This is a genomic window from Tessaracoccus pujii (genome assembly GCF_055326215.1).
On the sequence record NZ_JBUZNP010000010.1, the window covers coordinates 59,502 to 81,088 of the forward strand.

Annotated in this window: 15 protein-coding genes, 1 tRNA gene and 3 pseudogenes; 17 read left to right on the forward strand and 2 right to left on the reverse strand. The window is 69.6% G+C overall.

Annotated features, from left to right (window positions below):
* Window positions 1-75 precede the first annotated feature (75 nt).
* The 9 genes from mihF to ACZK5N_RS12730 all read left to right on the forward strand — a co-directional run bounded on the left by mihF (window position 76) and on the right by ACZK5N_RS12730 (window position 9,356).
* Window positions 76-387 (forward strand): integration host factor, actinobacterial type, encoded by a 312-nt coding sequence (mihF, locus tag ACZK5N_RS12690; protein ID WP_459019716.1) that lies wholly within the window; start codon window positions 76-78, stop codon window positions 385-387.
* Window positions 388-412: 25 nt separating this feature from the next.
* A complete protein-coding gene (gmk, locus tag ACZK5N_RS12695) occupies window positions 413-970 on the forward strand; it encodes a guanylate kinase (protein WP_459019717.1) in 558 nt (185 codons plus the stop codon).
* 25 nt (window positions 971-995) lie between these two features.
* Window positions 996-1,349 (forward strand): DNA-directed RNA polymerase subunit omega, encoded by a 354-nt coding sequence (gene rpoZ / locus ACZK5N_RS12700; protein WP_459020386.1) that lies wholly within the window; start codon window positions 996-998, stop codon window positions 1,347-1,349.
* 91 nt (window positions 1,350-1,440) lie between these two features.
* Window positions 1,441-2,628, forward strand: coding sequence for a methionine adenosyltransferase (gene metK / locus ACZK5N_RS12705; protein ID WP_459019718.1), 1,188 nt, complete (start codon window positions 1,441-1,443; stop codon window positions 2,626-2,628).
* A gap of 1 nt (window position 2,629) precedes the next feature.
* Window positions 2,630-4,564 carry a primosomal protein N' family DNA-binding protein gene (locus ACZK5N_RS12710; protein ID WP_463625086.1) on the forward strand — a complete coding sequence of 645 codons (1,935 nt, stop codon included), beginning with the start codon at window positions 2,630-2,632 and terminating at the stop codon, window positions 4,562-4,564.
* Entirely contained in the window at window positions 4,561-5,475 is a 915-nt protein-coding gene (gene fmt / locus ACZK5N_RS12715; protein ID WP_463625087.1) for a methionyl-tRNA formyltransferase, read from the forward strand. The genes ACZK5N_RS12710 and fmt overlap by 4 nt, the downstream gene beginning before the upstream one ends.
* On the forward strand, window positions 5,436-6,776 hold the full coding sequence (locus ACZK5N_RS12720) for an RsmB/NOP family class I SAM-dependent RNA methyltransferase (protein WP_459019721.1): 1,341 nt from the start codon (window positions 5,436-5,438) through the stop codon (window positions 6,774-6,776). Before fmt ends, ACZK5N_RS12720 begins: the two co-directional genes overlap by 40 nt.
* A 21-nt stretch (window positions 6,777-6,797) precedes the next feature.
* A complete protein-coding gene (gene rpe, locus ACZK5N_RS12725) occupies window positions 6,798-7,451 on the forward strand; it encodes a ribulose-phosphate 3-epimerase (protein WP_463625088.1) in 654 nt (217 codons plus the stop codon).
* Window positions 7,452-7,718: 267 nt separating this feature from the next.
* Window positions 7,719-9,356 (forward strand): asparagine synthetase B family protein, encoded by a 1,638-nt coding sequence (locus tag ACZK5N_RS12730; protein WP_463625089.1) that lies wholly within the window; start codon window positions 7,719-7,721, stop codon window positions 9,354-9,356.
* A gap of 8 nt (window positions 9,357-9,364) precedes the next feature.
* Here ACZK5N_RS12730 and ACZK5N_RS12735 read toward each other — a convergent pair whose 3' ends face one another.
* Entirely contained in the window at window positions 9,365-10,114 is a 750-nt protein-coding gene (locus tag ACZK5N_RS12735) for a GAF domain-containing protein (RefSeq protein ID WP_463625090.1), read from the reverse strand.
* Window positions 10,115-10,222: 108 nt separating this feature from the next.
* A complete protein-coding gene (locus ACZK5N_RS12740) occupies window positions 10,223-11,083 on the reverse strand; it encodes a proteasome assembly chaperone family protein (protein WP_459019725.1) in 861 nt (286 codons plus the stop codon).
* 36 nt (window positions 11,084-11,119) lie between these two features.
* Here ACZK5N_RS12740 and metH point away from each other — a divergent pair, with 36 nt between their 5' ends.
* The 8 genes and pseudogenes from metH to ACZK5N_RS12780 form a co-directional block, all read left to right on the forward strand.
* Window positions 11,120-14,599 (forward strand): methionine synthase, encoded by a 3,480-nt coding sequence (metH, locus tag ACZK5N_RS12745; protein ID WP_463625091.1) that lies wholly within the window; start codon window positions 11,120-11,122, stop codon window positions 14,597-14,599.
* A pseudogene (locus ACZK5N_RS12750) lies at window positions 14,589-16,186 on the forward strand (HAD-IA family hydrolase). The gene metH and the pseudogene ACZK5N_RS12750 overlap by 11 nt, the downstream one beginning before the upstream one ends.
* Before the next feature lie 36 nt (window positions 16,187-16,222).
* A pseudogene (locus tag ACZK5N_RS12755) lies at window positions 16,223-17,299 on the forward strand (prephenate dehydrogenase); the annotation flags it as partial.
* The gene (gene cmk / locus ACZK5N_RS12760) at window positions 17,296-17,952 is read left to right on the forward strand and encodes a (d)CMP kinase (RefSeq protein WP_463625092.1); all 657 of its coding nucleotides are present in this window, start codon (window positions 17,296-17,298) and stop codon (window positions 17,950-17,952) included. The pseudogene ACZK5N_RS12755 and the gene cmk, both read left to right, overlap by 4 nt.
* 1 nt (window position 17,953) lies before the next feature.
* Window positions 17,954-19,318, forward strand: a complete 1,365-nt coding sequence (der, locus tag ACZK5N_RS12765; RefSeq protein ID WP_463625093.1) for a ribosome biogenesis GTPase Der — start codon at window positions 17,954-17,956, stop codon at window positions 19,316-19,318.
* 95 nt (window positions 19,319-19,413) lie between these two features.
* Window positions 19,414-19,842, forward strand: coding sequence for an OsmC family peroxiredoxin (locus tag ACZK5N_RS12770; RefSeq protein ID WP_459019729.1), 429 nt, complete (start codon window positions 19,414-19,416; stop codon window positions 19,840-19,842).
* A gap of 135 nt (window positions 19,843-19,977) precedes the next feature.
* Window positions 19,978-20,051 (forward strand) — tRNA-Pro (locus ACZK5N_RS12775).
* A 1,274-nt stretch (window positions 20,052-21,325) separates the two neighbouring features.
* Window positions 21,326-21,587, forward strand: a pseudogene (locus tag ACZK5N_RS12780) (ISL3 family transposase); the annotation flags it as partial.

Genomic DNA, 21,587 nt, shown 5'->3' on the forward strand with positions numbered 1-21,587 from the left:
CCGGGCCTTCGCGCGGTACATTTCAGGGAGCCCCACCAGGGGTTATCTAGGTCATTGAGGTGAAGGGGACTTCCGATGGCGATTCCTCAATTGAGCAGTGCTCAACTCGAAGCCGCCCGCGAAGCGGCCACTCAGGCCCGGCGCGCACGCGCCGAGCTGAAGGAGCAGGTGAAGAAGGGCACGGTGTCGTTCACCGACGCGCTCACCAAGGCGGTCGACGACGACACGCTGTCGCGCATCAAGGTGGTCGATCTCCTGCGCTCCCTGCCCCGCGTCGGCATCACCCGCGCCTCGGAGATCATGGAAAACCTCCAGATCGCCCCCAACCGTCGGATCCGCGGACTGGGCCGGCACCAGGTGGAGCGTCTCACCGAGTTGTTCAAGTAGCGCCGCGCTACCTAAGCTCGGGCGGGTGAGCAGTACCTCTGACGTCTGGGTGATCTCCGGCCCGAGCGCCGTCGGCAAGGGGACGGTCTGCGCGCGCCTTCGTGAGTTGCACCCGGAGCCGTTCTACTCCGTCTCCCTGACCACCCGTCTGCCCCGCGCGGGCGAGGTGGACGGCGAGAGCTACCACTTCGTCGACGTCGACGAGTTCCGTCGCCTCATCGAGGCCGGTGAGTTGCTCGAGTGGGCCGTCGTGCACGGCACGCACTACTACGGCACCCCGCGCCGCCCCGTCGTCGAGGCGGTTGCCTCCGGCCGTCCCGTCATTCTCGAGATCGACCTCCAGGGCGCCCGTCAGGTCAAGCGCAACCTCCCCTCAGCCCGGCTGGTGTTCCTCACCCCGCCCACCTGGGACGAACTGGTGTCGCGGCTGCGCGGTCGAGGCACTGAGGACGACGCCGCCCAGGAGCGACGTCTCGCGACAGCCAGACTCGAGCTGGAGGCGGCCGCCGAGGCGGATTTCGTGGTCGAGAACGCGGAGATCGAGGAAACGGTCGCGGCTTTGGTAGGCTTGATGGGCCTGTGATCAGGGCCACACTGTGAGAAGGATCATTTTGAACACTCAGCCAGAAGGCATCACCTACCCGCCGATCGACTCGCTGCTGGAGAACATCGACTCCAAGTACCGCCTCGTCCTGTTCGCCGCCAAGCGCGCCCGGCAGATCAACGCCTACTACTCCCAGCTCGGTGAGGGGCTCCTCGAGAACGTCGGCCCCATGGTCGCCGCGGCACCGGAGGAGAAGGCACTGTCGATCGCCCTGCGGGAGATGAACGAAGGCCTGCTCCAGTACACGCAGATCGACCCCGCGCAGGAGGAGGCCGAACGCACGGCCGCCGACGCGGACCCCGCCTTCTCGTTCGTGGACCCGTTCGCGGACCAGGAGAGCAGCACCCCCGCGTCCTGACCCGACGCTCCACCAGTAGTCCAGGGGGCGGCTTGTTGCCGCAGACGTCAACCCCACGATTGCGGCTTGTCGCCGCGCTAGGAGTGCTCCGATGAGCCGTCTCTTCACCTCCGAGTCCGTGACCGAGGGCCACCCGGACAAGATCGCCGATTCCATCTCCGACGCCGTGCTCGACGGGCTCCTGGAGCAGGATCCCGGTGCGCGCGTGGCGGTGGAGACCCTCGTCACCACCGGCCTTGTCGTGGTGGCCGGCGAGGTCTCCACCACCGGGTACGTCGACGTGGCGAGCCTCGCCCGCGAGCGGATTCTCGAGATCGGGTACGACTCCTCCCGCAAGGGCTTCGACGGGGCCTCCTGCGGCGTGACCGTGGCCATCGGCGCGCAGTCACCGGACATTGCGCAGGGCGTCGACGACGCGTACGAACACCGCGTCGGCGCGGAGGTCGACGCCGTCAGCCACCAGGGCGCGGGCGACCAGGGGCTGATGTTCGGCTACGCCTGCACAGAGACCCCCACCCTCATGCCGCTGCCGATCGACCTGGCACACCGCCTGGCGGAGCGCCTCACCGAGGTGCGCAAGACCGGCGTGCTGGACTACCTCCGGCCGGACGGCAAGACGCAGGTCACCGTCGAGTACGGCCCGGACGGGCGCCCCGTGGGCATCGACACGGTGGTGGTGTCCTCCCAGCACAGCGCAGACATCTCGCTGGACCGGATCCAGCCGGACATCCAGCGCGAGGTGATCACCCCCGTGCTGGAGCGCTACGGCTTCCACTCCGCGAGCCGCGTGCTGGTGAACCCGACGGGCAAGTTCGTCATCGGCGGCCCGATGGGCGACGCGGGCCTGACCGGCCGCAAGATCATCGTCGACACCTACGGTGGCATGGCCCGCCACGGCGGCGGCGCGTTCTCCGGCAAGGATCCCTCCAAGGTGGACCGGTCGGCCGCCTACGCGATGCGCTGGGTGGCGAAGAACGTGGTGGCCGCCGGCCTCGCGGACCGCTGCGAGGTGCAGGTGGCCTACGCCATCGGCACCGCCCACCCGGTGGGCTTCTACCTGGACACCTTCGGCACCGCCGTCGTCCCCGAGGACCGGATCCGCGACGCTGTTCTGGCCACCTTCGACCTCCGTCCGGGCGCCATCATCCGGGACCTGGACCTGCTGCGCCCCATCTACAGCGGCGTCACGGTCTACGGCCATTTCGGCCGCGAGCTGCCCGACGCCACATGGGAACGCACGGACCGCGCCGAGGCGCTCGCCGCCGTCGTCAAGGGCTGACATGCCCCCGCGGGTGGCGCGGGTCGCCGTCGACGTTCCGCTGGCCCACCTGGATCGGCTGTTCGACTACGAGGTGCCCGAGCCGCTCGCGGAGGCCGCCGTGGTGGGGGCGCGGGTGAAGGTGCCGTTCGCCGGCACAGTCCGCGACGGCTGGCTCATCGAGCTGGCCGACACCTCGGAGGTGGCCTCACTCGCACGCCTCGGCAAGGTGGTGTCCTCCGAGCCCATCGTCACCCCGGCCGTCTACGAGCTGATCCGGGCGGTGGCGGACCACTACGCCGGCACGTGGCCGGATGTGGCCCGGTTGGCGGTCCCGCCGCGGCACGCCGCCACCGAGAAGGCCCCCCAGCGCGAGTGGCCGGAGCCGAAGCCGCTCGACCATGCCGGCGTGATGCCCTGCTATCCCGACGGGGAGGCGCTGCTCGATGCGCTCGCGACGGGGCACTCGCCCCGGGTTCTCTGGCAGGCCGCGTCGGTCTTCGGCGGCCCCGGGGATCTGGCCGGCGGTGTGATCGAGGCCGTCGACGCCACCCTCCGCTCGGGCAGGTCAGCGGTGGTGGTGGTCCCCACGATGCGGGAGCTGGAGGCCATGGGCACCCGGCTGCGTTCGGTCTTCGGGCACGGCGCGGTCGGCACCCTCGCCGCCGAGGCCGGCCGGTCGGCCCGCTATCGCGCGTACCTGGCCGCCGCGCGGGGTCAGGCCCGCGTCGTCGTCGGCACCCGCAGCGCGGTGTACGCCCCGCTGCACAACCTCGGCCTCATCGTCGTCGTCGACGACGGCCACGACGCCCACGCCGAGCCGCGGGCCCCATACCCGCACACCCGGGCCGTGGCCGTGATGCGATCCGCCCGCCAAGGGGCGGCGCTGCTGCTGGCCGGCCATGGGCGAAGCACCGACGCGCAGGCGCTGGTCGAACGCGGATGGCTGAGGGACCTGGCGCTGGCGCCGGCCCAGGCGCGGAGGGTGTCGACCCCGGTGCGGGCCGTGGTGGAGGAGGACCGCGAGCGGGACCCGAGCGCTGCGCGCCTGCGGATCCCGTCTGTGGCCTTCCGATTCCTGCGGGACCATCTGGCGAAGGGACCGGTGCTGGTACAGGTACCGATGAGCGGCTTCTCGGCCGCGCTGAGCTGCGCCCGGTGCCTCAATCGCGCGCTGTGCGCCAAGTGCGGTGGGCCGATGCGCGAGAAGCACCGCGGGGTGCCGGAGTGTGCGTTGTGCGGGTACACGCCGGTGCGCTGGTCCTGCCCGCACTGCCATACCGGCACCCTCCGGACGCCGCTGGCGGGGGCCGCGCGGACGGCCGAGGAGTTGGCCCGGGCGTTCCCGGGGGTGCTCGCCCTCAACAGCTCGGCGGACCGCATCCGCGCCGAGGCGCCCGGCGAGCCGGCCATCGTCGTCGCGACCCCCGGGGCCGAGCCCCCGGCGCCGGCCGGGTACGCCGGCGTGCTGATCCTGGATGCAGAGGTGTCCCTCAACCGAGCGGAGCTGAGGGTGGCCGAGGAGTCGGTGCGCCGCTGGTCGAACGCGGCGGCCCTGGCGCGGGGGCCCGTGGAGGGCGGATCGGTCCTCATCGTCGGGCCCTCGGCCCACCCCGCCGTCCAGGCGCTGGTCCGCGCGGACCTCGCCGGCTTCGCCGCCCGCGAGCTGGCGGACAGGGCCGACGCCGGGCTGAGCCCGTCGGTCAAGCTGGCGCGCGTCGTCGGTGAGCCCGACGGCGTGCGCGAGTTCCTGGACAACGACGATTGGGACGGTGTCGATATCCTCGGCCCCACCGAGGTGGGCCCCGAACGCTGGGCGGTGCTGTTGCGCGTCCCAGTCGAGCGCTCGAAGGACCTGACGGCGCGCGTCAAGAGCGCCGCGGCGATCCGCTCGGCCCGCAAGGAACGGGGGCTGATCAGCATCCAGGTCGACCCCGAGGCATTGGAGGACAGATGAGGCTCGTGTTCGCGGGGACCCCGCAGGTGGCGGTCCCCTCCCTGGAGGCGCTCGTGGCGTCGGACCATGAGGTGGTGGCCGTCGTGACGCGCCCGGACGCCCCGGCGGGGCGCGGAAGGATGATGACGCCCTCCCCCGTAGCGGCGCGAGCCGCGGAGCTGGGCCTCGAGGTGCTCAAGCCCGCGCATCCGCGCGACGCGGACTTCCAGGACCGGCTGCGCGACATCGCGCCCGACGCGTGCGCCGTCGTGGCGTACGGGGCGCTGCTACCGCAGTCCGCCCTGGACATCCCGGCTCACGGCTGGATCAACCTCCACTTCTCGCTGCTGCCGCGATGGCGCGGCGCCGCCCCGGTGCAGCGAGCCATCATGGCCGGCGACCCGCAGATCGGCACCGCCTGCTTCCGGATCGTGCGCCAGCTCGACGCCGGGGACGTCTACCTCATGGAGTCGCGGCCCATGCCCGAGGCCACGGCCGGCGAGCTGCTCACCGCGCTCGCCGAATCCGGGGCCCGACAGCTGGTTGAGGCGATGGACCTCGTGGCCCGGGGCATCGAGCCCTCACCGCAGGCCACGGACGGCATCACCGTGGCACCGAAGATCACAGTGGGGGAGGCCCGCATCGACTGGTCCCGGCCCGCCGATGAGGTGCGGCGGCTGATCCTCGGCTGCTCACCGGACCCCGGGGCGTGGTGCGAGCTGGACGGGCAGCGGTTCAAGGTCCACCGCGCCACGGCGGCGGAGGAGACTCCGGCGCTGGCCCCGGGGGAGCTGATGGCGACGAAGCGACAGGTCCTGGTGGGCACCGGTGCCGGCGCGCTCGAGCTGCTGGAGGTTCAGGCCCCCGGCCGGCGGCGCATGCCCGCATCGGAATGGGCTCGCGCCGGCGTAGTCGGGACGGTGCTCGCATGACGCCGCGCAGGGTCGCGTTCGACGTGCTCCGCCAGGTCACCGGCGACGGCGCGTACGCCAACCTGGCGCTGGCCAAGCGGCTCGCCGGTGCGGGGCTCGCGACGCGCGACGCCGCTCTGGTGACGGAGCTGGTGGCGGGCACCTGCCGGCTCATGGGCACCTACGACCGCATCATCGAGGCCGCCGCCGGTCGCCAGCTCGGATCGCTGCAGCCCGCCGTCGTCGACATCCTGCGGCTCGGCGCGCATCAGCTCCTCACCATGGGTGTCAAGCGCCACGCGGCGGTAGGTGCCACCGTCGAGCTGGCCCGCGACACCGTCGGGCAACGCGTCACAGGGGTGGTCAACGCCATCCTGCGCAAGGTCTCCGCCCGGTCCCTCGACGAGTGGACCGACGAGCTCGCCGCCGGGGCCGATGAGATCGGGGCGCTGGCCCTCCGAGCGCACCATCCCAGATGGATCGTCGAGTCCTACGCGGACCTTCTCCCCGCCGAGGAGCTGGCGGAAGCCCTGGCGGCCAACAACGCCAACCCCCGGCCCACCCTGGTGGTGCGCCCCGGCCTGGCCACGCGGGACGAGTTCGTCGGCGCCGTCCCCACCCGCTTCTCGCCCTTCGGATCCGTCGCGCAGGGCGCTCCGGCCGATCAGCCGGCGGTCCGTGAGGGCCGCGCCGGTGTCCAGGACGAGGGTTCGCAGCTCGTGGCGTGGGCGCTTGCCCAAGCGGAAGCCCCGACGGGTCCCTGGCTGGACCTGTGCGCCGGTCCCGGCGGCAAGGCGGCGCTCCTGGTCGGACTCGCCAGGCAGAGGAAGGAATGGCTGCTGGCCGGCGAGGCGCAGGAGCACCGCGCCCGCCTGGTACGCCAGGCCCTCGCGGCCTACCCGGACGGTCACGCCACGGTCGCGGCGGACGGGACCGCCCCCGCGTGGGGCCGCTCGTTCGCGCGGGTGATGGTGGACGTGCCCTGCACCGGGCTCGGCGCGTTGCGTCGCCGGCCCGAGTCCCGGTGGCGGCGCACCGCCCAGGACGTCACGGCACTGGGGGACCTGCAGCGCTCGCTGCTGCGGCACGCGCTGGACTCGGTGGTCCCGGGTGGGGTGGTCGCCTACGTGACCTGCTCCCCGCATCGGGCGGAGACGGTTGCGGTGGTCGACGACGTGCTGGCCGAGCGGCCCGGCGTGCGGCGGTTGCACGCCCCGGATCTACTCCCCGAGGTGCCGGACTGCGCCCTGGGTGACGACGTGCAGCTGTGGCCCCACCGGCACGGCACGGATGCGATGTACCTCGCCCTCCTGCGCGGGTGAGCGGCCACTAAAGTGTCTGACATGCGCATCACCCCCAGCATCCTCAACGCCGATTTTGCCAACCTCGCGGCTGAGATCGCCCGGATCCCCGGCGCCGACATGATCCATGTCGACGTCATGGACAACCACTTCGTGCCCAACCTCACCATCGGTCTTCCGGTGGTCGAGGCACTGCGCAAGGTCACGGGCCAGATGCTGGACATCCACCTCATGATCGAGAACCCGGATGTCTGGGCCCCTGCCTACGCCGAGGCGGGCGCCGAGTCGGTGACGTTCCACGCGGAGGCCGCGGCGGCCCCGGTTCGGTTGGCCCGCGAGCTGCGGAGCCTCGGCGCCCGGGCATCGATGGCGCTGAAGCCGGCGACGCCGATCGAGGGCTACGCCGACATGCTCGGCGAGCTGGACATGGTGCTGTTGATGACGGTGGAGCCTGGGTTCGGCGGGCAGAAGTTCCTGGACCTCGTGCTGCCGAAGATCCGTCGGACGAGGGAACTGATCGGGTCCAGGCCAATCTGGGTGCAGGTCGACGGGGGAGTCAGCATCGAGACCATCGGTCGCTGCGCCGAGGCCGGCGCGGACACCTTCGTGGCCGGGTCCGCCGTCTACAGCGCGCCGGATCCTGACGCCATGGTCCGGCAGCTTCGCGATGCGGCCGTGGTGGCCTGCGCCCACTAGACCGGCCGGTCCGAGGGCTGAGGCGGATGCCGCTGGGGGTCGCCCGCTCTTCCCGATCGAACCCCGCTGGGGTATGGTTCTGCTGAGTCAAGAAGCCGGCTCACTCCCGGTGGGGTGGGCTCTTCACGGTGCGTCCCGCCCCGCACACACATGCCAGGGGGAGTCGGTGACGGTCTCTCCTTTGCGTTGAAGAGGTGAGAGACTCATGCGCTCGTTCGACCCGCCACCCGATGAACCCACCTCGGTGGACCTACTGCCCCTCAGGGCATGAACAGCATCGCCGGGGCAGTCGCCCTCCGCCACGGGGTGCGCCTCGACGTCGACGCCGTCAGCAGAATGATCGAAGCCCTGCAGGGCCGGCGTTGGGGGCCGCGTCGCATCTGCGGTGACCAACTCGCCGTCCTTGCCCACCGCCAGCTCGGGATGCCAGAGCGAGGAACAGAGAGCCTTCAACCGGCCACCGATCCGGCGGTCGGCACGACGATCGTGCTTGATGGACAGCTGCTCAATCGGGACCAGTTGCGCCGGGAGCTGGCTGATGCGCTACACGACGGCGACACCCGCGACCCACGCCTGATCCTGGCCGCCTACACCCGGTGGGGTGAGGGTTTCATCGAGCGTCTCACCGGGGAGTTCTCGTTCGTCCTCGCCGACCGGGCACACCGCAGAGTGCTGATGGCTCGCGACAATCTGGGCATCAAGCCGCTGTACCTGGCGCGGCGGCGCGACAGCATGCTATTCGCGTCCACGCTGCCGGCGCTGCTGGCCTCGGGCGGGATCGACACAACGATCGACGCGGTAGGGCTGCATCACTATCTGAGTGGACATGCGGTCGTGCCGCCGCCTCACACCATCCTGCGAGGCGTGGAGAAGCTGCCGCCGGCGACTCTCCGGGTGATCGATGCGGATGGGATCCGGGACCGGGTGTACTGGCAGCCGTCCCGCACTCCGGGCGAGGACCGTGCGGGGTGGTCCTCGAAGGAGTGGACCGAGGCCACCCGCAGCGCTGTGCTGGCGGCGGTACGTCGACGGCTCCCAGAGGCCGGGCCGGTGTCAGTGCTGCTGTCCGGCGGCCTGGATTCCAGCTTGCTGGTGGCACTGCTCACCGACTGCCACCGCGGGCCGATCAACACCTTCAGCATCGGCTTCGACCGCGCGGGGGACCTCCATGGCGACGAGTTCGCGTACTCGAGCATGGTGTCGCGCAGGTTCGGCACCCATCACCACCCTCTGCACGTGCTCACACGAGACCTGGTGCCCGCCGTGGTTGAGGCGATCGAGGACATGAGCGAGCCGATGGGCAGCCATGAGGCGACAGCGTTCCACCTGTTGTCCCGGCACGTCTCGGCGCACACCTCAACGGTGCTGTGCGGCCTGGGCGCCGACGAGGTGTTCGCCGGCGACCTTTTCCATGAGTCCACGCATCTGCGTACGGTCGACGAACCCGTCGCGCGGGTCGACTCGATGTGCAGGCCGTGGGGACTTCAGGCGTCCGTCCCGTTCCTCGACCGCGAGGTGGTCGAGCTCGCCGCAGGCTGCCCCCGTGAGATCAAGCTGGCGCACGGCGGAAAAGGGCCGCTCAAGGAGCTGGGCCTGGACCTGCTTCCGCATCCTGTCACCGACCGACCGAAGGGCCGCTTCCCGGTGCCGGCGTTGACACTCCTGCAGGGACCGCTGCTTGACCTCGTCAGCGACACCCTGCGATCCCAGAGGGCCGCGGATCGTGGACTCGTTGAACCGTGCGCTCTGCAGGCCATGCTCACCTCGCCGGACCAGACCGGCCATCGCGCCGGCGGCAATACCCTGTGGCGGCTCGCAGTCCTGGAGATGTGGCTGCAACGTCACGTTGACGACGACAGCGCACGCCAGTTGACCTCGGCGACGGCGACCCATGACAGCGGATGAGTCCACCGTCACCGGCTGTGCTCGGGGCGCTGCAGGGCAAGTTCACCGGTGGTGATGACCTCTTGGGCGATGGCGATCATCTTCTTGTTGGTGTGTTGGCTGGCCAGCCTCATCAAATTCAGCGCGGCATCATGGCTGAGGGTGTGTCGACCCATGAGGATTCCGATGGCCATGGCGATCTCCCGATTGGTGAGCAGCGCCTTCTCGAGGTGATCCGCCTTGGTCTTGCTCAGCACGATCGAGCTGCCCAGCGCCGCGAAGGTGGCCACCACGGCCGCCTCACCGGTCTCCGCCCGCTCGTCGAACGCGGCCGGCGTGTCTGAGTACAGATTGAGGCTGGCCACACTGAAGTCGTCGTCGAGGAGGTGCAGCGGTTGGGAGTAGATGCTGCGCACGCCCAGGCTGCTGGCGCCGGCGGCGTACTCGGGCCAGCGCGTCTCCTCGAACAGTTCGCTCACCATGTAGGTGGAGTCATGCTCGATAGCGTCCAGGCACGGCCCGGAGCCGAAGGCGTACTGAAGGAGATCCAGTTCGAGGGCCCGTTCGTCGCTGACCACGAGGGACCGGTACCGGTTGTCCTCCCGGATCGTGATGGTGCCCCAGGTTGCCCCGGACATCTCCACCGCGGCATCGACCAGCGCGGCTGCCATCGGGCGCTCGTCGCTCCGCAGCTTCTTGGACACGTGATCGAGTTGCGCGGCCACCTCAGAAACTGACGGGAATTCGAGGCGGTCGGCCCCGCGGGGTGAACTGTTCACGATGCCCCTCTGGTTGGCCATGTCCGACCCGCGACATCGGCGTCGGTCTCCGAGCCACAGCGACGCCGAAGGTGTGGCCAGCTTAACCCGTGGCCGGCATGCGGACGACTACCCACCGGCGGACGGGCCGTCACTCCCGTCATCGATCTGGCGGCGCAGGAACTTCTCCAGCTCGGCGGCGATCGTGTCGCCCGTGGCCTCTTGGACCTCCTCCTGGTCCCGGGCCTCCTCCAGTTGCTCGATGTACTCGGCGATGTCCGGGTCCTGCTGGCTCAGCTGATCCACGGCTGTGGCCCACCGGACGGCGTCCTCGGGGATGGACTTGTGGTCCAGGGCGATCTTGAGGACGCCCTCGAGCTCCGTCAGCAGGGCGTCCTGCGCCTTCGGATTGGGCGGCGTGGACACGTAGTGCGGCACCGACACCCAGAGCGACGCGGCAGGAATCCGCTCGTGGATGAGGAGCTGGCTGGCCACGCCGATCATGCCCGTGGGGCCGGTGTAGTCGTTGTTCTGGATGTCCAGGGACCGCTCGACGGCGGGATCCGAGGTGTACAGCCCCACCGGAAGCGGACGCGAGTGCGGTGTGTCGCTCAGCATGGCCCCGAGGAACAGCACGATCTCGGGCTCGACCTGCTTGATGCGCCCGATCAGCTCCGCGGCGAACGTGCGCCACAGGAGGTTGGGTTCCGGCCCCAGCATGATGACGAGGTCACGGTCCGGGTGGTGAACCACCCGGATTCGCACTGCGGGCCACTCCACCCACGGGCCGTCAGCGGCGCGCTGCAGGAGGGGGCGGGTGTGCTGGAAGTCGTAGTAGCGCTCGTCGTCGATGATGCCGGCATCAGAGCCGGGGTAGGCCTCGATGAGATGGCTGAGCAGGTCCGTGGCGGCATTGCCGGCGTCGTTCCATCCCGAGAAGGCGATGACGACGGCGGGCTCGCGTAGGCCCTCCAACGGCGTGAACTGCATTGTCCCACTCTACCGTGGTGCCGGTAGCCTGTGCTCGTGCCAACTAGCCTGACAGACCTGCTCAACCGTCGCGTCCTCGTCGCCGATGGGGCGATGGGCACGATGCTGCAGTCCTTCGGTGAGCTCTCCGTGGAGGGGGACTTCCAGGGCCTCGAAGGCTGCAACGAGATCCTCAACGTCACCCGGCCCGAGGTGGTGGCGTCGGTGCATCGCGCGTACTTCGAGGCGGGTGCCGACGCCGTGGAGACCAACTCGTTCGGCACCAACCTGGCGGCGTTGGCGGAGTACGACATCGTCGACCGGCTGGAGGAACTGGCGGAGGCTTCGGCCCGCATCGCCCGTCGGGTGGCGGACGAGTTCAGCACCGAGGAACGGCCACGATTCGTGCTTGGCTCCATGGGGCCCGGCACCAAACTGCCCACTCTGGGTCACGTCAGCTTCGCCGCCATCCGCGACGCCTATCAGTCGCAGGTGGAGGCCATGATCCGCGGCGGCATCGACGGCGTGCAGATCGAGACGTGCCAGGACCTCCTACAGGCCAAGGCGGCAGTGATCGCCGCCAAACGGGCGCGGACACGGCTCGGGGTCGCGCTGCCCATCCTGGTCAACGTCACCGTCGAGACCACCGGCACCATGCTGCTCGGCTCGGAGATCGGCGCCGCCCTTACCTCCCTGGAGGCGCTGGGGGTGGACTGCATCGGCCTCAACTGCGCCACCGGCCCGGCTGAGATGAGTGAGCACCTGCGCCACCTGTCGCGGCGCGCCGGCATCGCGATCGGGGCCATGCCCAACGCGGGTCTCCCCGAGTTGACCGCCGACGGCGCCCGCTATCCGCTGGGCCCCGAGGGCCTCGCGGACGCGCTGGGCGCCTACGTGGAGGAGTACGGCCTGGCAGTCATCGGTGGTTGCTGCGGCACCACCCCTGAGCACATCCGCCTCTTGGCCGAGCGCTACGCCGGCCGCGAGGTGGTGGCCCGGCAGCCCGAGGACGAGCGGTCCGCGTCGTCGCTGTACATCGAGGTGCCGTTCGCGCAGGACGCCAGCTACCTCAGCATCGGGGAGCGCACCAACGCCAACGGATCCAAGGCGTTCCGGGAGGCGATGCTTGCCGGACACTGGGACGAGTGCGTGGACATCGCCAAGGCCCAGGCCCGCGACGGCGCACACGTGCTGGATCTCTGCATCGACTACGTGGGCCGCGACGGCACGGCGGACATGGCGGAGCTGTCCGCCCGGCTGTCCACGTCGGTGACGTTGCCGATCGTGCTGGACTCCACCGAACCGCCAGTGCTGGAGGCCGGCCTCGAGCGCCTCGCCGGTCGCAGCATCGTCAATTCCGTCAACTACGAGGACGGCTCCGGCCCCGAATCCCGCTTCGGGCGGATCATGCCGATGGTGCAGGAGCACGGCGCGGCCGTCGTGGCCCTCACCATCGACGAGGAGGGCCAGGCCCGCACCGCGGACTGGAAGGTGAAGGTGGCCTCGCGCCTCATCGACGACCTCGTCGGCAATTGGGGGATGCACGTCGGGGACATCCTGGTGGACTGCCTCACCTTCCCCATCGCCACCGGCCAGGAGGAGACGCGGCGCGACGGCATCGAGACCATCGAGGCCATCCGTGAACTCAAGCGGCGCTACCCGGGGGTCCGCACCACGCTCGGCGTGTCCAACGTGTCCTTCGGCCTCAACCCGGCCGCCCGCATGGTGCTCAACTCGGTGTTCCTGCATGAATGCGTCACCGCCGGCCTGGACTCGGCCATCGTGCACAGCGCCAAGATCATCCCGATGGACCGCATCCCCGAGGAACAGCGTCAGGTGGCGCTGGACCTGGTCTACGACCGTCGCGACGGCGAGTACGACCCCCTCACCAGGTTCCTGGATCTGTTCGAGGGCGTCACCGCCGCCTCCGTGCGCGCCTCCCGCGCTGCGGAACTGGCTGCCCTGCCCCTGGCGGAACGGCTGCAGCGCCGCATCATCGACGGTGAGTCCAAGGGACTCCCTGCGGACCTGGACGAGGCACTGACCTCCAAGGCCGCGCTGGACATCATCAACGAGGACCTCCTGGCCGGCATGAAAGTGGTGGGCGAGCTGTTCGGCTCCGGCCAGATGCAGCTGCCCTTCGTGCTGCAGTCGGCCGAGGTGATGAAGCAGGCCGTGGCCCACCTCGAGCCTCACATGGACAAGGCGGACACGGACACGGGCAAGGGCACCCTGGTGCTGGCCACCGTCCGCGGCGACGTGCACGACATCGGCAAGAACCTCGTCGACATCATCGTCAGCAACAACGGCTACACGGTGATCAACATCGGCATCAAGCAACCGATCCAGGCCATCATCGACGCCGCCGAGGCCCACGGCGCGGACGCCATCGGCATGTCCGGTCTGTTGGTGAAGTCCACCCTCGTGATGAAGGACAACCTCGCGGAGTTGAACCGGTTGGGGCTGGCGGAGAAGTACCCTGTGCTGCTCGGCGGGGCAGCCTTGACGCGCACCTTCGTCGAACACGATCTGGGGGACCTGTTCGACGGTGAGGTGCGCTACGCGAAGGACGCGTTCGAGGGGCTGGCCCTCATGGACGCGGTGATGGCCGTCAAGCAGGGCCTGCCCGGTGCGGCTCTCCCGGAGCCGCGGAAACGCCGCTACGCCAAGACCTCGCTGATCGAGCTGACCGAACCTGAGCTGGGTGTCCGCTCGGAGGTGGCCCGCGGCGTGGATGTGCCCGCCCCGCCGTTCTGGGGGACCCGTGTGGTCAAGGGGATCCCCCTCGCCGAGGTGGCCGCATGGCTGGACCAGCGCGCCACGTTCCTCGGCCAGTGGGGTCTGAAGCCGCTGCGCGGCGGCGCCTCTTACGAAGAACTGGTGGAGACCGAGGCCATGCCTCAGCTGCGGATGTGGCTGGACCGGATCAAGACCGACAATCTGGCCAACTTCGGCGTCGTCTACGGGTACTTCCCCGTCCACTCCTCCGGGGAGACACTCATTGTCGGCTCGCCGGAGGACCCGTCGCGGGAAGTGACTCGGTTCACGTTCCCGCGGCAGCGCCGCGACAAGCGGCTGTGCCTGGCGGACTTCTTCCGCGACGAGGACGAGGCAGCGGCCCACGGCCCCGACGTGCTCGCCATGCAACTCGTGACCATGGGGTCGGAGGTGGCCAAGGCCACCCAGCGGCTGTTCGAGGCGAACTCCTACCGCGACTATCTGGAACTCCACGGGCTCTCGGTGCAGCTGACCGAGGCTTTGGCGGAGCTGTGGCACGGCCGGATCCGGGAGGAGCTCGGCTTCGGGCCCAGCACGGATGTCCACGCAGCCATCCGGGATCAGGCCTACCGGGGGTCGCGGTACTCGTTCGGGTACCCGGCCTGTCCGGACCTCGAGGACCGGGTGAAGCTGGTGGAGCTGCTGGACCCGTCGCGCATCGGCGTCGAGCTGAGCGAGGAGCTGCAGCTGCACCCGGAGCAGTCCACCGACGCCATCGTCGTGCACCACCCCGAGGCGAAGTACTTCAATGCCGGCTGAGCCCAGCGCGGTGCTGTGGGACTTCGACGGCACCCTGGTGGACACCGAGCCGCTGTGGGCGGCCACCGAGCGCGAGATGCTGGCGGACTACGGCGTGGAATGGGGCGAGGACAAGATGCTCGCCTGCCACGGGCAACACGCCCTGATCACCGCGCAGATGATGGCCGCCGACATGGGCATCCCTGAGCGGGCGGAGTGGGTGTGGCGCGAGTTGCACGACCGCATCGCCGCGCAGATCCGCGCCCACGACCTGCCCTGGCTCCCGGGAGCCAGGGAACTGATGGCCGAACTCGCGGACGCCGATGTGCCCTGCGCCATCGTCACAGCCAGCGACCGGATCATCCTCGACGCCGCCCGGGAACGCCTGCCGGGAAACGTGGCCTTCGCCGTCACGGTCGACGAGGTGTCGCGGGCGAAGCCGGATCCCGAGGGCTACCTCACGGCCGCGGCGCGCCTCGGGGTGGACCCCCGCCACGCCGTCGCTCTGGAGGACTCCATCCCCGGTACGGCGGCGGCACTGGCATCCGGCGCTGTGGTCTACGCTGTGCCGTCCATGGTGCACCTCCCGCCACATCCGCGGATGCACGTCTCCTCCACGGGGCTGACCAGCGCCTCGTGGGTTGAGCTGGCCGGGGTGTGGCGCGAGTTGAAGGAAGTCTCATGAATCTGTCAGGCGTCAAGACCGGCCCACTCCAGCCCGGCGAGCGGGTCACACTCACCGACGGGAAGGGCCGGCGCAAGTCCGTCCTGCTCAAGGAGGGGGGAGTCTGGCACACCACCAAGGGTGCCGTCAGCCACGACGCCCTGATCGGCGGCCCGGAGGGGGTCACCGTCACCTCCGCCGGTGGGCAGCAGTACCTGGCGTTCCGGCCGCTGATGAGCGAGTTCATGGTCTCGATGCCCCGCGACGCGGCCGTCATCTACCCGAAGGACGCCGCCCAGATCATCATGTGGACCGACATCTTCCCAGGCGCTCGGGTGCTGGAGGCGGGCGTCGGCTCCGGGGCGCTGTCGTTGGCGCTGCTCCGCGCCATCGGCCCGGACGGCATGCTGCACTCGTACGAGCGCCGCCAGCAGTTCGCGGACGTGGCCCGCGGCAACGTCGAGACGTTCCTGGGTGGGGAGCACCCGGCATGGACGTTGACGGTGGGCGACCTCGTCGAAGTCATCGAGGATGAACCCATCGACCGCGCCATCCTGGACATGCTCGCGCCCTGGGAGTGCATCGACGCGGTGGGGGAGCGGCTCATCGCCGGCGGCGTGCTCACCTGCTACGTGGCCACCGCCACCCAGCTGGGGAAGGTCGCCGACACCTTCCGCGCGCACGGGGGCTTCACCGAGCCGCACGCCACGGAGACCACGGTGCGGGACTGGCACGCCGAGGGGCTGGCCATCAGGCCCGGGCACGGCACCTCGGGCCACACCGGGTTCCTCATCACCTCCCGGAGGCTGGCCCCCGGGGTCGCGGCGCCCATGCGGAAGCGGCGTCCGGCGCCCGGAGCCTACGGGCCCGACTACCAGGGGCCGCGGCCCGCGAACATCCCGGCCGAGCTGGGCGGACAGGAGCCCCGACGTGCTGCCGAGTGAGTCAGCCTCCTTCGCGGAGCCGCTCGGACAGGGTCGGTAGTGGCCAGGTCCGTTCTGATTCTGGGCGCCGGGCTCGTGGGGTCGTCGCTCGGCCTGGCTCTGACGAGGGCAGGCTACGACGTGATGCTGTGGGACATCGTGCCGTCGCACTCCCTGGTGGCTGCCGGACTGGGCGCCGGCAGGATCAGTGACGAGGCCACCGATGATCCCGACCTCGTGGTGGTGGCCACACCGCCCGGGGTAATCCCGGACCTCGTCGCCGAGGTGCTGGCGAAGTTTCCCGGCGCGGTGATCACCGACGTCGGCTCGGTGAAGGCACCCATCCTGCAGGCGGTCGCGGCGCTCGCGCCCGAGCACCGCCGCTACGTCGGCTCGCATCCGATGGCCGGCTCGCAGTTCACGGGCCCGCTCACGGCCTCGGGTGACCTGTTCCGGGACCGCACGTGGGTGGTGACACCCGTCGAGGGCAACACGCCCGAGGATGTCGCCGCCGTCGAGGCGCTCGCGCGCGACGTCGGTGCTCGTGTGGTCACGATGGCGCCCGACGCACACGACGAGGCCGTGGCGCAGGTGAGCCACGTCCCGCACCTGATGAGCATCCTCACCGCGTCGCACCTCCGCGCGGTACCCAGCGATCATCTGCGGCTGGCCGGACAGGGGATCCGCGACGTGACCCGCATCGCGGGCTCGGACCCAGGTCTGTGGCGCCAGATCCTCACCTCGAACGCCGAGGCGGTGCGGCACGAGCTGAGCGAGGTGGCCGAGGACCTCACCCACCTCATCGGCGTGCTCGACCAGCCGGACGAACTGGAGCGGTTCCTCGCGGTCGGCCAGGCGGGGGCCCATTCGCTCGTGGGCAAGCACGGCCACGATCCACTGGACACGGTCCAGGTCACCGTCGAGATCCCCGACGAGCCACGAGCCCTGGGCCGCCTGTTCACCGACATCGGCGAGGCAGGGTTCAACGTCGAGGATTTCGAACTCACGCACGATCCGGTCCGCGAGGTGGGCTACCTGTCCATCGCGGTGGAGCGCGACGTCGCGGAGCAGTTGAGGGCCAACATCGTGGCCCGCGGATGGACCGGCTGGGCCGATCGGGGAGGTAGTCAATGACGCAGTTGATCGCAATCGACGGGCCCAGCGGGTCCGGTAAGTCCACCACCGCCAAGCTCCTCGCCAGGCGGCTGGGCTTGGGCTACCTGGACACCGGTGCGCTGTACCGCGCCGCCACGACGGAGTATCTGCGGCGGTATCCGGAGGGGGCAACGGGGGAGCAGGCCGCCGCGCTCGTGAACGAGTGCCGGCTGGACGTGGGCACCTCGCCCGAGGCGCCGTCGTTCCTCGTCAACGGGCTTGACGTCACGGCGGAGATCCGCGAGCCGCGCATTTCAGCCGCTGTGTCCCAGATCGCCACCAACCTGGAGGTGCGGCGCCTGCTCACATCCATCATGCGCCGCATCATCGCCGACCACGGCCGGCGGATCGTCGTCGAGGGTCGCGACATCACCACCGTCGTGGCGCCCGACGCGGATGTCCGGGTGCTGCTGGTGGCCGATCCTGAGGCGCGAGTGTCGCGGCGGGCGGCCGAGGTGGCCGGGCGGGCCAGCCACGACGAGGTGACCGATCAGGTGTTGCGTCGCGATCGCGATGATTCGACGGTGTCGAACTTCACGGAGGCAGCCGAGGGGGTCACGGTCATCGACTCCACGTGGCTCAGCCCCGACGAGGTGGTTGAGCGAATCGTCGGTCTTCTCCCGCGCCGGTAGGATGGGCAGTCCGCACCCAGCATTAGGAGCCACTGTGAGCGAGCTTCGCAAGCCGATCGTCGCCGTCGTCGGACGGCCCAACGTCGGCAAGTCGATGCTGGTCAACCGGATTCTGGGGCGCCGCGAGGCGGTGGTCCAGGACAAGCCGGGGGTCACTCGGGACCGGGTGTCGTACGACGCGAACTGGAACGGTCGCGAGTTCGTCCTGGTGGACACCGGCGGCTGGCTGTCCGACGCCCAGGGCATGGCTGCCCAGATCGCCGAGCAGGCCGAACTGGCCATCTCACTGGCGGACGCGGTGCTGTTCGTGGTGGACGCCACCGTCGGCACGCTCGACGAGGACGAGGCCGTGGTGCGCGTGCTGCGCCGGTCGCAGAAACCGGTGGTACTTGCCGCCAACAAGGTGGACGACCAGCGGCACGAGGCGATGGCCGCCAGTATGTGGAATCTCGGACTGGGGGAGCCCTACCCCGTCTCGGCCATGCACGGTCGCGGCTCGGGTGACCTGCTCGACGCCATCCTGGCCGCACTGCCAGAGGCTCCCCGCGAGCCGGAGGTGCAGGCGGCCGGTCCGCGCCGCGTCGCCATCGTCGGGAAGCCCAACGTGGGCAAGTCGTCGCTGCTCAACAAGCTGGCCGACCAGCAGCGCGTGGTCGTCTCGGACGTCTCCGGCACCACGGTCGACCCCGTCGACGAGATCGTCGAGGTGGGCGGCGTGGTGTACCGGCTCATCGACACCGCCGGCATCCGCAGGCGCGTGAAGGAGGCCAGCGGGCACGAGTACTACGCAAGCCTGCGCACGCAGGCCGCCATCGAGCGTGCCGAAGTGTGCATCATGGTGATCGACGCCTCCCAGCCGCTCACGGACCAGGATCTGAGGATCCTCAACTCCATCGAGGAGTCGGGGCGAGCCATGGTCATCGCGTTCAACAAGTGGGACCTCACCGACGAGGAGCGCCGGAAGTACCTCGACCGTGAAATCGAGCGCGACCTCACCGGGTGGCGCTGGGCCCCCACGGTCAACATCTCGGCGCTCACCGGCCGCAACGTGGACAAGCTGAGCAAGGCCATCGAGGCGGCCGCAGCGGGGTGGGAGACCCGGATCTCGACGGGGAAGCTCAACGCCTTCCTCGGCAGGCTCGCCGCTGCCCACCCGCACCCCGTGCGGGGCGGCAAGCAGCCGCGGATCCTCTTCGGTACGCAGGCGCACGCCTGCCCGCCCACCTTCGCGCTGTTCACCAGCGGCCTGATGGATGAGCCGTACAAGCGGTTCATCGAGCGTCGCCTTCGTGAGGACTTCGGCTTCGTCGGTTCGCCCGTGCACGTCGAGATCAGGGCGCGCGAGAAGCGCAAGGATCGCGCCTGAGCTGCCGTCGGCCCTTCCCGTCGGGGGTCGCGGTGTGGTTGGGTTGAGGTCTACTGAAGTGGACCCCACCCGGGGCCAACGATAGGAGACCCACCATGGCAACAGTCAGCACCGCACAGGCACACTGGGAAGGCAGCCTCTTCGAAGGCGCCGGACGCGTCGAGCTCGTCACCTCCGGCCTTGCGTCCTTCGATGTGGCCTGGGCCAAGCGGGCGGAGTCAGGGCCAGGTGCCACCAACCCCGAGGAACTGATCGCGGCGGCCCACGCCACATGCTTCTCCATGGCGCTGTCGAACATCCTGGCCAAGAACGACACCCCGCCCGCCTCCCTCGACACGAAGGCCGATGTGACATTCGTGCCGGGGACCGGCATCACCGAGAGCCACATCACTGTGGTGGGGCGGGTTCCCGGACTGACCGCGGACGAGTTCCTCGGATTCGCTCAGACGGCCAAGGCAGAGTGCCCTGTCTCCAAGGCCCTTGCCGGCGTTGAGATCACGATGGACGCCAGCTTCGAGGAGTGACCTCAGGTGACCTGATGCGGTCGGGCAGGCGTCGGCGTGACGGCTGCCCGACCGCCCGCTCAGAGGCCGGATGGGCCGATGTGCCAAGTCCGGGCAAAGTCGCTAAGCTATCCGAGTTGCCAGAAATGGCGACGGCGGGCTGTAGCGCAGCTTGGTAGCGCACTTGACTGGGGGTCAAGGGGTCGCAGGTTCAAATCCTGTCAGCCCGACGAGTGAAACACCTTGTCAACATGGTTTACATCTCTTAGCGATAAGGGTTGCATCCCCTGTGCATCCCTAACCTTCGTGGGACGCCGTCCCATGAGCGGACAGAGTTGCATCGAGGGCCGCGGGCATCCAGCAATCTTGAGGCTGGGGTCGCGCGCACTTGTGCGATCGACTTGTATCCCTTACTCGTTCGAGTCCAGTCCGGGGAGCCAGCGCGAAAGCCGCTTTGACTAGGTAAAACACCAGTCCGGGCGGCTTCTTCGTTTCCACCTGGACAACTATCGGGCAACTATGAAACGCGCTCTACGGTTGAGCGGGTATGCCGAGAGCGTTCCCGCTGCGTCCGGATGAACCTCGAAGGTCCGCTGTCAGCTGCAGCGCCCACGCCCACCGACCACGGCTGGGCAACTCCCCACTCGAGTGGCTTTCGGCGGTTGGGACCGGGCTAGGTTTCCAGCGCGAGGTCCGAGACTGCCTTCCAGCAGACCGTCGAGGTCCTTCGTCTGTCGGCTGCAGCACCGGCGAACGATCTCGGGGCACCCCAGCGGGCTTGGATATCAACTGGCCCACGCATTGGGCCCGTGGTCGGCTCTGATCTATCTCTCGTCGTCGAGAGTGTCGATCAACGGGCCCGGCCTCGACTCCTGCCATGGGGGTGGGAAGTACCGGTCATGCCGAGATGTGCGGAAGGGGTCGCCCTTCACGTTGTTTGACGATGGCGTCGTGGCTGGTGCGATGGCCGGGATGATGATTGCCCCGCCCGCGGATCCCCGTTGTCGTGGCGTACCGGCCGGGGTCTGGCCGATCCCCACGGGCGCAGCCGAGCCGAGCAACCCGGACAGGACACCTCCCCCTGCCGCAACGCAATATCGACATCCACAGGGTCATGGCTCACCGTGATCATCAGCGCGGCCTCTACGCGTCAGAGCGGCCCCGCGTGGATGGTGCAAAAAATGCACGCCGGGCCGCTCGCTCAAGTGTTCATCGGCAGCCTGACGCTGCCGACAACCCGAAACCAAATCCGGCCCGGCAAACGACCGTCGTCGCCGAGCGTGACACGATCATCTGCACCCTACGAGACGCGCAACAGGATGTCGCAACCGCCGTCGTGTGTCCGACAGTCGCAATTGTGGCGGTGTGCTGTGAGGATCATCCTCACTGATTGGGGGCTCATCACAGATGAGGGTGTAGGGCATGGTCGGCGCGTCGGGCCGGGTAGGGGTCGAGGTCTCCCGATGATGGAAGTTCTCACACTGCCCATCTGGAAGACCTCGACGTGTCTGATGCTACCCCTGAGGCGGGGTTCGCCTGCCCTGACCTGACCCGGTTCTGCCGGCTCGACGAGCTCGGCCTGGAGGTCACCGGCCAACTGCTGGAGCCGGGCCGTGCGGTGCTCGCCTGCCGGGTCGTGGAACCGGATCAGTGGTGCCGACGCTGCGACTGCGAGGGCCTCGCGCGTGACACCGTGATCCGGCCGTTGGCGCACGAGCCGTTCGGCTGGCGGCCGACCACGTTGCTGGTCACGATCCGTCGCTACC

Bases quoted from the DNA above. Each gene is read 5' to 3' on its own strand.
- rpe (WP_463625088.1), top strand. From the start codon at position 6,798: ATGCGCATCACCCCCAGCATCCTCAACGCCGATTTTGCCAACCTCGCG.
- mihF (WP_459019716.1), top strand. From the start codon at position 76: ATGGCGATTCCTCAATTGAGCAGTGCTCAACTCGAAGCCGCCCGCGAA.
- fmt (WP_463625087.1), top strand. From the start codon at position 4,561: ATGAGGCTCGTGTTCGCGGGGACCCCGCAGGTGGCGGTCCCCTCCCTG.
- metK (WP_459019718.1), top strand. From the start codon at position 1,441: ATGAGCCGTCTCTTCACCTCCGAGTCCGTGACCGAGGGCCACCCGGAC.
- ACZK5N_RS12740 (WP_459019725.1), bottom strand. From the start codon at position 11,083: ATGCAGTTCACGCCGTTGGAGGGCCTACGCGAGCCCGCCGTCGTCATC.
- ACZK5N_RS12770 (WP_459019729.1), top strand. From the start codon at position 19,414: ATGGCAACAGTCAGCACCGCACAGGCACACTGGGAAGGCAGCCTCTTC.
- ACZK5N_RS12730 (WP_463625089.1), top strand. From the start codon at position 7,719: ATGAACAGCATCGCCGGGGCAGTCGCCCTCCGCCACGGGGTGCGCCTC.
- ACZK5N_RS12710 (WP_463625086.1), top strand. From the start codon at position 2,630: ATGCCCCCGCGGGTGGCGCGGGTCGCCGTCGACGTTCCGCTGGCCCAC.
- cmk (WP_463625092.1), top strand. From the start codon at position 17,296: ATGACGCAGTTGATCGCAATCGACGGGCCCAGCGGGTCCGGTAAGTCC.
- der (WP_463625093.1), top strand. From the start codon at position 17,954: ATGGGCAGTCCGCACCCAGCATTAGGAGCCACTGTGAGCGAGCTTCGC.
- ACZK5N_RS12720 (WP_459019721.1), top strand. From the start codon at position 5,436: ATGGGCTCGCGCCGGCGTAGTCGGGACGGTGCTCGCATGACGCCGCGC.